Here is an 11948-nt window from a genome sequence, read left to right as displayed (position 1 = left end):
AATCATTTTGGTTAATTTAATTTTTCTCTCTCATAAATTTTTCTTAATTTGCTATCTAGTTTAAAACAAAATTTAAAAAGTGCAGGTACTACGAGTAAGGTAAGCAAAGTCGAACTTATAAGTCCAAAGATAATGGCTATTGCCATAGGAGAATTAGCTTCATAGCCCGCACCCCTTGAAAGAGCAAGTGGGAGCATAGCAAAAATCATAGCAAAAGTTGTCATCAATATAGCCCTTAAGCGCGATTTTCCAGCGATTAAAAGAGCTTTATCGGGATCTAAACCTTCATGGCATTTTTTATTAGCTACATCTACGAGTAAAATAGCATTTTTCCCCACCATACCAAAAAGTAAGATGATGGCAATAAGTACAAAAAGTGAAAAATTATGCCCTGTGATAAAAAGCCCTATAGAAGCTCCGCCAAAGGCTAAAGGCATGGTTATCATGATGATTAAAGGCAGAATAAAACTTTCATAAAGTGCGGCTAAAACAAGATAAATTAAAACAAAAGCAAGTGCTACTGCCATAGCAAAACCTTGCACGGTTTCACCTAAAAGATTGATAAAGCCTGAAAAAGCATAGCTAAGACTTGGATTGTTATTTAAAATTTTATCCATATTATCTAGTAAAAGTTTTTGCACCGCTCCTAAGGAAAGATCATTCACTCCAGCTGTGATTTTCACAGAGCGGTTTTTATTGTAACGATTGATAGTTTTTAAATCTTTACTGTATATAAAATCCACCACGCTTGAAAGTTCTAAATTTATACCTTGGTTGTTTTTAATGCTAATGCGCTTTAAAGCTTCTATGTCTTTTTTAAATTCTGGAGCAAAACTTAGGATAATATCATCTTTTGAATTGCCTCTATCCATGCTTCCTACGCTAAGTTGCGAGAAAGAATACCCTAAAACCCCAGCGATATATTGAGGATTGACATCTAAAAGTTTGGCTTTTTCTTTGTTGATGTGTAAGGCTACTTCATCTTTTGTAGCATTAGCATTATCACTTATATCTACAATGCGTGCATTAGTGCCTAAAATTTCTTTTGCCTGAGAAGCAGCTTCTTTCAGAGTGTTTAAATCATCTCCTAAGATTAAAAATTGCACGGGATCATCAATGCCTGCACCCTCTATCTTTGGAAGTTCTAAAATTTTGATTTTTAAACTTTCATCTTGAAATTTTTGACGATATAAACTTACTATGGCACTTTGTCTTAAATTTCTTTCGTCTAAATTTTTAAGTTTAACATAAATTTTAGCCTTTGTAGCATCTTTGGCATCATCATAGCCTACAAGTAAAAAAGCGTATTTGACATTGCTATCATTTTTGATTTTTTCAAGCAAATTTAAACTTTTTTCTTTCATGGCTTCTAAACTTAAATCCTTTTTGCTTTCAAGCAAAACTTGAATTTCACTATCATCTTCCATAGGTAAAAAATCAAGCCCTATGCGAGTGGCTAAAGCAAAAGAAAGCCCTATAAAAACAAGAGTGGCTAGGATAAATTTTACTTTATTTTGTAAAATTTTATAGAGTAAATTTTCATACTTTTGCTCTATTTTTTCAAAAAAAGCTTCTGTTTTTTCATAAAACTTGCTTTCTTTTGGATTTAAAAATCTTGCCCCAATACTAGGTATTAAAAATACAGAAACCAAAAAGCTTATAACTATCCCACTTGCAACGCTTATGCCTAAGGCATTGAAAAAAAGCCCTGATATAGAGTTCATATAAGAAATAGGGATAAAAACACAAAGTAAAACTATACTTATGCTTAAAACGCTAAAACCTATTTCATTGATACCTAAAAAAGCAGCTTGTAAAGGCGGATAAGTTTTTAGTTTTTTAGCAATATTTTCAATCACTACTATAGCATCATCGATAAAAATTCCTATGCTTAAGGTTAAAGCTATAAAAGTTAAGCGGTTTAAATCATAGCCTAAAAGATCGATAATAAAAAAAGTTGAAATGATAGAAGTAGGTATAGCTATGCAAGCAATGAGAGTTGCACTTAAATTTCTTAAAAATAAAAACACGATAACAAGGGTTAGAAAAATCCCCAAAACCATATCAAAAATCACTTGAGAAAGGTGCTTGTGGATATTTAAGCTTTTATCATAAAGCATATTAATGCTTATATCTTTTGGAATTTGTTTTTCTAAAATAGGCAAGGCATTTTTGACATTTTTAATCATTTCAAGGGTGTTATAATTTGTGATTTTTCCGAGTTCTAAAAGCACCCCTTCTTTACCTTCGTATAAAGCACTTTGTTTTTCATCTTCATAAAGGCTTGAAATATTAGCAATATCACTTAAAAATACTCCTGTTTTTATGCGAAGATTGCTAAGTTCTTCTAAATTTGTGGCTTCAAAATAGCCTTTGATGATATAGTTATCTTGATTGTTGTTAAGTTCGCCTAGAGCTTGTTTAAAATTTTGACTTTTGATGATATTTGCTACATCAAGGGCGTTAAGATTGTATTTTCTAAGTTCGTTTGGTTTTAATTCTATGCGAATTTGGGGTTCTAAAAACCCCTTAGCTTCGATTTTACCTACTCCTTCAACTCTTTGCAAAAAAGGTTTTATTTTGTCATTGATTTCACGCATGAGTTGTAATTTATCTTTAGAATATAGAAAAAGTGAAATAGCAGAACCAGAATCTGAACTGATTTTTTCAATTTCAGGCTTAGAAGGTAGGCTTAAAGTTCCTATTTTATCACGCACATCATTGGCAGCTACTTCAAGATTTTTACCCAGTTTAAACTCGACTACACTTACACTAAAATTATCATATGCAGCTGAGGTTATGGTCTTTACTCCATCGATTTCACTTAAAGCATTTTCTATTTCTTTAGTGACTTTTGATTCTACGAAATTTAAATCCCCATTTATCTTGCTTGTGATTTTTATAAGAGGTATGGAAACATTAGGAAATAAATTTACACTCATGCTAAAAGCAGAGATTAGCCCAAAAATCATAAGAGCTAAGAAAAACATTAGCACGGTAATAGGTCGGTTTATAGCCAGTTTAAACATTTTTAATCTTTAGTGATGATTCTACCTTCACCAAAAAGCCCTGGTGTTAGATTTGTGGTTTGCACTTCAGCATAAATTTTTCTTGTTTTTACTTCTATACTTGGATAAATAAGGCTGATTTTTCCTTTCAATTCTGTACCATTTTGATCGATTTTATAAAAGAAATCATCGCCTAATCTAACTTTATCTTTATATTTTTCATCAAAACTTAAAATCAGTTTGCTTTGTGGATAGGAAAAAATTTCTATTAAAGGTTGAGCTACTCCTCCTACTCCTTCGCCCACTTGTATAAATTTGTTTGCGATAATAGCATCATAAGGTGCGCGTAATTCTTTTTTTGCCATGATATTTTTATAATAAGCTATATTGATTTTTGCTTTGTTTAAATTTAAATTAGCAGCATCAAACTTAGCTTTCATATCTTCATAGCTTTGTTTGTCTATAACATTTTCTACAGCTTTGATTTTTTGCATCCTACTTTTGGTATTTTCGTATTCTACAAGGGCAAGTTGATAAGAATTTTGAGCATTTTGAAGAGCTATTTTTTCACTTTCTTGATCAAGAGCAAGTAAAAGTTCTCCTTTGCTGACTTTTTGTCCAATTTCTACAGGAATTTTTTGAACCAAACCTATGCTTTCAAGGGCAAGTTTGCTTTGTTTTGATGCTTCTACATTGAAACTTGCGTAAATTTCTTCGCCAAAGGCGCAATTAAAAACAAGAAGTAAAAATAGAATTTTTTTCATTCTTTAACCTTTGAATTAAGATCTATACCCGCATTAAAATAATAATTTGCTTTAGTAATTTCAAATTCATTTTTAGCAAGCTCTAAATCGCTTTGTGCTTTAAATTTAACCTCTAAAGCTTGAAGATATTCTACATAAGAAACAAGTCCTGCTTGGTATTTTTTATCTACACTTTCAAAAGCTAAATTTGCAGCATTTAAGCTAAGATTAAGAGCTAAAATTTGTTCTTGTAAAACTTTTAAACTTTTGTCTAAATAATTTAATTCTTCTTTATTTTTTCTCTCGCTAAATCTTGCATTTGCATTGGCTATTTGAACATTTAAACGCTCTTTTTCAACTTCTTTCGCCCTTGCATTGAAATCAAAAATTTTCCATTCCATACCTAAAATAAATTGATTACCTTGAGAATATTTTTCTAAGAATTGATCCGCTAAATTTGCAAAAGGAGCTGGAACTTTTGGATTATAATTGTTTTTATAAAAGTTAAAATTATCTTGAATATAAAATTTTGGAAAATATTCAGCTTTTGCTAAATTTACACTTTCTTTAGCAAGATTGATTTGTTCTTTAGCTATCATTACTTCATAGTTTTGACTTTTTTCTTGTTGCGGATTTTCTAAAAAAGCATTCCCTTGCACTTTAAAATCTGTATCGCTTAAAATTTTAATCTCTTTTTGTATATTGGCAAGTTTTAATTCATTTTGACTGAGCTCTAATAAGCTTAAATGGTATTTAGCCTTAATGCTTTCAAGTTCATCTTTAGGGCTAAGTCCTGCGTCGTAAAATTTTTGCAATCTTTCAAAAGTTGATTTTAAAAAAGATACTTTTTGTTGATTGGCTAGTAAAATTTTTTCAAGACTTAAGGTGTTAAAATAAAGTGTGATTGCATTTAGGGCAAGGTAATTTTTATTTTGTTCTTTGTCTAAAAGGCTTAATTTTTCTCTGCTTTCTAAAGCTCTTAAATTAGCCTCTCTAGCACCCCCATCAAAAAGCAAAAAATTAAGAGAAACTTTAGCAAATAAACTTTCTTGTGGATCGATAATGAAGCGATCTTTATTGTTGGCTACATAAGCTGAGTTTAGACTAAGAGAGGGTAGGTAATTTCTAAAAGCTTGTTCTTTGTCTAAATTTGCTTGTTCGCTTTGCATTTGCTTAATGAGATAGGATTCATTATTTTGACTTAGTGCTATAAATTCGTGCAAATTAGAAGCTAACATTGCTAAGGGATAAAGAGCTAAAAATATAGCTGATTTTAAATATTTTTCAAACATTTTGATATTTTAATATGTTTTATATAAATTTCAATTGAAGTTTTTTATATAAAATAAAATTTATTTGTTTTAAACATAAATTTTGTTAAAATCCTAGCTTTAAAATTTTATATTTAGGATGAAATTTTGTCGGTAAAAAATATTAGAAATTTTTCTATTATAGCTCATATAGATCATGGAAAATCTACTCTTGCAGATAGGATTATTAGTGAGTGTGGTGCTATTAGCGATAGGCAGATGAGTTCACAAGTTATGGATACTATGGATATAGAAAAAGAGCGTGGTATCACCATAAAAGCACAATCAGTGCGTTTAAATTATAAATTTAATAATGAAAATTTTGTTTTAAATCTTATTGATACTCCTGGCCATGTGGATTTTTCTTATGAAGTGAGTCGTTCTTTGGCAAGTTGTGAAGGGGCTTTGCTTGTAGTAGATGCTTCTCAAGGTGTTGAAGCACAGACTATAGCTAATGTTTATATAGCGCTTGAAAATAATCTTGAAATCATTCCTGTGATTAATAAAATCGATTTACCTAATGCTGATGTTGAGAAAGTAAAGCATGAAATCGAGCATATTATAGGTATAGATTGCAAAGATGTAATTTGCGTGAGTGCAAAAACAGGAGTGGGTATAAAAGAGCTTATAGAAACAATTATTACTAAAATCCCTGCACCAAAAACAGATGATGAAGCTCCTACTAAGGCTTTAATTTATGATTCTTGGTTTGATAATTATTTGGGTGCTTTGGCTTTGGTTAGGATTTATGAAGGAAGTATTGCTAAAAACGATGAAGTTTTAGTCATGAGTACGGATAAAAAACATATAGTTCAAGATCTTTTTTATCCCCACCCTTTAAGTCCAATTAAAACTCAATCTTTACAATCAGGCGAAGTAGGTGTGGTGGTTTTAGGGCTTAAAACCGTAGGTGATGTACAAGTAGGCGATACCATCACTTTGGTAAAAAACAAAGCTAAAGAAGCCATAGGTGGTTTTGAAAAGGCTAAAGCTTTTGTGTTTGCGGGACTTTATCCTATAGAAACGGATAAATTTGAAGATTTAAGAGATGCTTTGGATAAATTAAAGCTTAATGATAGTTCTATTACTTATGAGCCTGAAACTTCTTTGGCCTTAGGCTTTGGTTTTAGGGTAGGATTTTTAGGGCTTTTACATATGGAAGTTATCAAAGAAAGGCTTGAGAGAGAATTTAATCTTGATTTGATTGCTACAGCTCCAACTGTGACTTACGAAATTTATCAAACCGATGGAGAGCTTATTAAAATTCAAAATCCTAGCGAGCTTCCTCCTGTTAATAAAATCGATCATATAAAAGAGCCTTATGTTAAAGCTACTATCATTACTCCAAGTGAATTTTTAGGGAATTTAATCACTCTTTTAAATCGCAAAAGAGGAGTACAGGTTAAAATGGACTATATCACACCTGAGCGTGTTTTGCTAGAATATGATGTGCCTTTAAATGAGATTGTGATGGATTTTTATGATAAATTAAAGTCCTTAACAAAAGGTTATGCGAGTTTTGATTATGAGCCTATAGAATTTAGAGTAGGGGATTTGGTAAAACTTGATATTAAGGTAGCGGGTGAAAATGTTGATGCGCTAAGCATTATCGTGCCTAATGAAAAAGCGCAAAGTAAAGGAAGAGAACTTGTTAGTGCTATGAAAGAAATAGTTCCTAGACAGCTTTTTGAAGTGGCCATTCAAGCAAGTATTGGAAATAAAATCATCGCAAGAGAAACTGTTAAATCCATGGGTAAAAATGTGACAGCAAAATGTTATGGTGGGGATATTACTAGAAAAAGAAAGCTTTTAGAAAAGCAAAAAGAAGGTAAAAAAAGAATGAAAGCTATAGGTAAGGTAAATTTACCTCAAGAGGCTTTTTTGAGTGTTTTAAAGATAGATTGATGATAAATTTAAAACTTGGCTTGAAATTTGCTTGTATTTTTAATACAATTTTAAAATAATTTTCTAAGGAGAAAAAATGTTTAAAAAATTTTTGATTTTTATAGTGCCTATTTTATTTTTGAGTGCTTGTGCAACTAAACAAGATACTTTTGCTCAAGTTAATCAAATTTCTAAAAATTCTCAATGCAGTTCTTGTGAAAGTCCTGGTGGTTTTGAAGCAAAGATTAAAGGGCTTTTATACATTAGCGATGTTGGAATTCAATGTTGTGCCAATAAACGCACTTTAGACACTGGTATTGCTTTGAAAAAGGTTTATTTACATAGATTTTATGATTTAAAAGAAGGGCAAAAGGTTTTAAATGCTAAAGGGAAAAAGTTATTTGTTGATGTGAATTTTAATGCGGTATTTTATACTTATTTAAAACAAGAACTTGAAGCTAGAGGAATAGTTGTGCTTGACAATAACGATCAAAATTCACCTTATGTGAGTAAGATTGATTTAGAATTTATATCTTATGGAGCAACTCAAGATGCTATAGGATTACATTCAAAACTAGTAGGAGTTTTACAAGTTAGTGATATAAATAAAAATAAGAAATTTACAATCCGTACCAAGCAAGATGTACAAGGTTTTGATGATTTAAAAGAAACAACTTTTTATACTCATTTGTTAATAAAACAAATGGCAAATAAAGCAGCTAGTTTAATCTCTGAACTTTGAGGTGTATAAATTGCGGAGCTTTTGCTCTGCTTTGCTTTTGTGAATTATGCGAGCTAGAGCTTTCTGAATTTTCCTTAAATGTAAGAAAGCTTGATAATAATTTCAAAGTCTATTCTTTTTATAAATACCATGAAATACAACACTTGCTTCACTCTAAACATTATTTTTATGGTTATTTTGTTTATAAAATGCTTGCTAAATTAAGTTTTGCAAAATTTAAAGATTTTTTTGATCCTAGAATGACAATTAATGTTATAGCTTTAGATGATAAGGTTGAAGATATGCTTTATTCGCATTCTGCTATTTTAGCTAGATATCTTAAAACAAAATTTGTAAAACCTGTTTTTAATGTTTTAAAAGCACAAAATCATATTAAATATTCTGGAAAAAGTTTAGAATTTCGTCAAAAACATAAAAGAAATTACAAACTCTTAAAAACCATTCACGAACCTGTAATTTTAGTAGATGATATTGTAACGACTGGTTCTAGCCTTTTGGAAGCTAAAAAAGTTTTAGAAGAAAATAAAATTTCTGTACTTTTTGCTCTTGTTTTAGCTGATGCAAAAGTTTAATATGCTATAATCAAAACTTTGAACTAATAGAAGGATTTTTATGGAGAATATTTTTAGCAAAGATTCTGATATTGAACTTGTAGATATAGAAAATTCTATAAAAGGTAGTTACTTAGACTATTCTATGAGTGTTATTATAGGTCGTGCTTTGCCTGACGCAAGAGATGGTTTAAAGCCTGTTCATAGAAGAATTTTATATGCTATGCAAAATGATGAGGCAAAAAGTAGAACAGATTTTGTCAAATCAGCCCGTATAGTGGGTGCTGTTATAGGTCGTTATCATCCACATGGAGATATAGCAGTTTATGATGCTTTGGTTAGAATGGCTCAAGATTTTTCTATGAGATATCCAAGTATTACAGGACAAGGCAACTTTGGATCTATAGATGGTGATAGCGCTGCTGCGATGCGTTATACTGAAGCAAAAATGAGTAAACTTTCTCATGAGCTTTTAAAAGATATAGATAAAGATACGGTCGATTTTGTTCCAAATTATGATGGTTCAGAAAGTGAACCTGATGTCTTACCTTCTAGGGTTCCAAATTTATTATTAAATGGTTCAAGTGGTATAGCTGTAGGTATGGCGACAAACATCCCACCTCATAGTTTAAATGAGTTGATAGATGGACTTTTATATTTGCTTGATAGTAAAGATGTAAGCTTAGAAGAGATTATGCAGTTTATCAAAGGTCCAGATTTTCCAACAGGTGGAATAATTTATGGTAAAAAAGGTATTATAGAAGCTTATCGCACAGGGCGTGGTCGCGTGAAAGTGCGCGCTAAAACTCATATTGAAAAAAAGACAAATAAAGATGTTATTGTTATAGATGAGCTTCCTTATCAAACCAATAAAGCTAGGCTTATAGAGCAGATTGCAGAGCTTGTTAAAGAAAAGCAAATTGAAGGAATATCTGAAGTAAGAGATGAGAGCAATAAAGAAGGAATCCGCGTTGTTATAGAGCTTAAACGTGAGGCTATGAGTGAAATTGTTTTAAATAATCTATTTAAATCTACTACTATGGAAAGTACTTTTGGTGTGATTATGTTGGCAATTTACAATAAAGAACCTAAAATTTTCTCTTTGTTAGAACTTTTAAATCTTTTCTTAACCCATAGAAAAACAGTTATTATTAGAAGAACGATTTTTGAACTTCAAAAGGCAAGAGCAAGAGCTCATATTTTAGAAGGTCTTAAAATTGCACTTGATAATATAGATAAAGTGATTGCTTTAATTAAAAATAGTTCTGATAATAATACCGCAAGAGATTCTTTGGTAGCTAAATTTGGTCTTAGTGAGCTTCAAGCCAATGCTATTTTAGATATGAAACTTGGTCGTTTAACAGGACTTGAAAGAGAAAAAATCGAAAATGAACTTGCAGAATTAATGAAAGAAATTGCAAGACTTGAAGAAATTTTAAAAAGTGAAACCTTGCTTGAAAATTTAATTCGCGATGAATTAAAAGAAATTAGAAGTAAATTTGATGTGCCACGTATTACTCAAATTGAAGATGATTATGATGATATTGATATTGAAGATTTGATTCCTAATGAAAATATGGTTGTAACTATTACGCATCGTGGTTATATTAAGCGTGTGCCTAGTAAACAATATGAAAAGCAAAAACGAGGCGGAAAAGGAAAATTAGCCGTTACGACTTATGATGATGATTTTATAGAAAGTTTCTTTACGGCAAATACACATGATACACTTATGTTTGTAACAGATCGTGGACAGCTTTATTGGCTTAAAGTTTATAAAATTCCTGAAGGCTCAAGAACGGCCAAAGGAAAAGCAGTGGTAAATCTTATTAATTTACAAGCTGAAGAAAAAATCATGGCTATTATTCCAACCACGGATTTTGATGAGAGTAAATCTTTATGTTTCTTTACTAAAAATGGTATTGTAAAGCGTACAAATTTGAGTGAATATCAAAATATCAGAAGTGTAGGAGTTAGAGCGATCAACTTGGATGAAAATGATGAGTTGGTAACTGCTATTATTGTTCAAAGAGATGAAGATGAAATTTTTGTCAGTGGTGGTGAAGAAAATTTAGAAAATCAAGAAATTGAAAATTTAGATGATGAAAATCTTGAAAATGAAGAAAGTGTAAGCACACAAGGTAAAATGCTCTTTGCAGTAACCAAAAAAGGTATGTGTATCAAATTCCCACTTGCTAAAGTGCGTGAAATCGGTCGTGTAAGTCGTGGGGTGACGGCTATTAAGTTTAAAGAGAAAAATGACGAATTAGTAGGTGCAGTTGTTATAGAAAATGATGAGCAAGAAATTTTAAGCATAAGTGCAAAAGGTATAGGAAAACGCACAAATGCTGGAGAATATAGATTACAAAGTAGAGGTGGTAAGGGTGTAATTTGTATGAAACTTACAGAAAAAACCAAAGATCTTATTAGCGTAGTTATAGTAGATGAAACTATGGATTTGATGGCTCTTACAAGTTCAGGCAAGATGATACGTGTTGATATGCAAAGCATTAGAAAAGCAGGGCGTAATACAAGTGGCGTCATTGTAGTTAATGTGGAAAATGACGAGGTGGTTAGCATCGCTAAGTGTCCTAAAGAGGAAAATGATGAGGATGAGTTAAGCGATGAAAACTTTGGTTTAGATTTGCAATAAAGTTTAAAGTTGGAACGCTTATTGCTTTTTATTTTACTAATTACAATATTTTGAAGGTGTAAAAATGAAAAAAATTTATTTTATGCTAGCAATAGCAGGAATTTTCGCTGGTTGTGTACCAAGTGCAAACAGTGCAACTAAAAATTCAAGTGCAAATAGCACTGCTCCATCTCAAGATGTTATCGTGCAAAAAGTCGATAAAGATGATGTGCGTGATATTATCAGAGAAGAAAAAATGTTGGCTCCAGATGCTAGCGAAACGGAACTTAGTTTTACAGCAGTTGGTGAAGGAATTGCTCCAATGAATACAGTTTCTACTGCTCAAGCCCTAGCTTTAGCAAAAAGAGCAGCGATTACAGATGCTTACAGACAGCTTGCAAGTAAACTTTATGGTGTGAAAGTGAATGGTAAAGACACTGTAAAAGATGCAATGCTTAGAAGTTCAACTATTACTGCGCAAGTAAATGGTTTGATTAAAAATGCAAGTATTATTGATGAGAATTTTAATCAAGGGCTTTATAGAGTAAACTTAGAACTTAAAATCGATGCAGACAAGTGGAAAGAATTGTTTGCTTATTAATCTTTCTTAGCTTTAAGCTTTTTGCCCAAGATGAATTTATTTTTTGGGCAGAGCTTTCTAGTAAAAATTTCATTCTCTTTCATCAAAATCAAAATTTATCCTTAGCAATGACGCAAAGCGAAAATGTTGAAGAACAATGGGTATGTGAAATTTCTTATAGTGATCAAGATTTAAAAGTTTTACCTCGAACTTCTTTAGGATTAATTGATGATAATATGCTAAAAACAATTAAATTTAATTTTTTAAATTCTCATAAAGATGAGTTAAGTGATTGCTTTATAGGAGCTAAAATCAGTGTTAAGGATATTGTTAATACCGACTTATTACGTGCTCAAAGTGAAACTTATATTAAAATTTTACCCTTGCGTTTTACCATGGAATTTGGCGAACAAAATGCGATAATTTATTATCTTAAAAAAAAGTAAATTCAAAATTAAGCGCAAATTGGATACTATAGCAGAAATTTTTTAAAAGGCT

The 11948-nt window shown here is 31.1% G+C and carries 9 protein-coding genes; 6 read left to right on the top strand and 3 right to left on the bottom strand.

The annotated features are described in order from the left end of the window. Positions 1–11: 11 nt before the first annotated feature. Genes cmeF through cmeD form a run of 3 tightly spaced genes read right to left on the bottom strand, consistent with a single transcriptional unit; the run spans position 12 to position 5043 of the window. The gene (gene cmeF, locus SR62_RS05055; protein ID WP_038401396.1) at positions 12–3029 is read right to left on the bottom strand and encodes a multidrug efflux RND transporter permease subunit CmeF; all 3018 of its coding nucleotides are present in this window, start codon (positions 3027–3029) and stop codon (positions 12–14) included. A 2-nt stretch (positions 3030–3031) separates the two neighbouring features. Then, on the bottom strand, positions 3032–3772 hold the full coding sequence (gene cmeE, locus SR62_RS05050; protein WP_002797145.1) for a multidrug efflux RND transporter periplasmic adaptor subunit CmeE: 741 nt from the start codon (positions 3770–3772) through the stop codon (positions 3032–3034). Beyond that, positions 3769–5043 (bottom strand): multidrug efflux RND transporter outer membrane subunit CmeD, encoded by a 1275-nt coding sequence (gene cmeD / locus SR62_RS05045; protein ID WP_002852947.1) that lies wholly within the window; start codon positions 5041–5043, stop codon positions 3769–3771. Before cmeD ends, cmeE begins: the two co-directional genes overlap by 4 nt. Positions 5044–5169: 126 nt before the next feature. On the opposite strand from cmeD, the gene lepA reads away from it, so the two are divergent. The 6 genes from lepA (at position 5170) to flgQ (ending at position 11896) form a co-directional block, all read left to right on the top strand. After that, a complete protein-coding gene (lepA, locus tag SR62_RS05040) occupies positions 5170–6966 on the top strand; it encodes a translation elongation factor 4 (RefSeq protein ID WP_002909145.1) in 1797 nt (598 codons plus the stop codon). A gap of 76 nt (positions 6967–7042) precedes the next feature. Continuing rightward, the gene (gene mapA, locus SR62_RS05035) at positions 7043–7687 is read left to right on the top strand and encodes an outer membrane lipoprotein MapA (protein WP_002852941.1); all 645 of its coding nucleotides are present in this window, start codon (positions 7043–7045) and stop codon (positions 7685–7687) included. Then, positions 7684–8259 (top strand): ComF family protein, encoded by a 576-nt coding sequence (locus SR62_RS05030; RefSeq protein WP_002853564.1) that lies wholly within the window; start codon positions 7684–7686, stop codon positions 8257–8259. Before mapA ends, SR62_RS05030 begins: the two co-directional genes overlap by 4 nt. Positions 8260–8299: 40 nt before the next feature. Next, positions 8300–10891, top strand: coding sequence for a DNA topoisomerase (ATP-hydrolyzing) subunit A (gyrA, locus tag SR62_RS05025; RefSeq protein ID WP_147502289.1), 2592 nt, complete (start codon positions 8300–8302; stop codon positions 10889–10891). Positions 10892–10955: 64 nt separating this feature from the next. Next, positions 10956–11471 carry a flagellar assembly lipoprotein FlgP gene (flgP, locus tag SR62_RS05020; protein ID WP_002852972.1) on the top strand — a complete coding sequence of 172 codons (516 nt, stop codon included), beginning with the start codon at positions 10956–10958 and terminating at the stop codon, positions 11469–11471. Next, the gene (flgQ, locus tag SR62_RS05015; protein WP_002892245.1) at positions 11447–11896 is read left to right on the top strand and encodes a flagellar assembly protein FlgQ; all 450 of its coding nucleotides are present in this window, start codon (positions 11447–11449) and stop codon (positions 11894–11896) included. Before flgP ends, flgQ begins: the two co-directional genes overlap by 25 nt. The last annotated feature ends 52 nt before the right edge of the window (positions 11897–11948 follow it).

Source organism: Campylobacter sp. 2014D-0258 (assembly GCF_008000495.1).
In the GTDB taxonomy this organism is placed as follows: Bacteria; Campylobacterota; Campylobacteria; order Campylobacterales; family Campylobacteraceae; genus Campylobacter_D; species Campylobacter_D jejuni.
The sequence above is the reverse complement of the archived record's forward strand: the minus strand, read 5'-3'. Positions and strand labels throughout refer to the sequence as shown.

Bases quoted from the DNA above. Each gene is read 5' to 3' on its own strand.
- gyrA (WP_147502289.1), top strand. From the start codon at position 8,300: ATGGAGAATATTTTTAGCAAAGATTCTGATATTGAACTTGTAGATATA.
- cmeF (WP_038401396.1), bottom strand. From the start codon at position 3,029: ATGTTTAAACTGGCTATAAACCGACCTATTACCGTGCTAATGTTTTTC.
- flgP (WP_002852972.1), top strand. From the start codon at position 10,956: ATGAAAAAAATTTATTTTATGCTAGCAATAGCAGGAATTTTCGCTGGT.
- cmeD (WP_002852947.1), bottom strand. From the start codon at position 5,043: ATGTTTGAAAAATATTTAAAATCAGCTATATTTTTAGCTCTTTATCCC.
- cmeE (WP_002797145.1), bottom strand. From the start codon at position 3,772: ATGAAAAAAATTCTATTTTTACTTCTTGTTTTTAATTGCGCCTTTGGC.
- mapA (WP_002852941.1), top strand. From the start codon at position 7,043: ATGTTTAAAAAATTTTTGATTTTTATAGTGCCTATTTTATTTTTGAGT.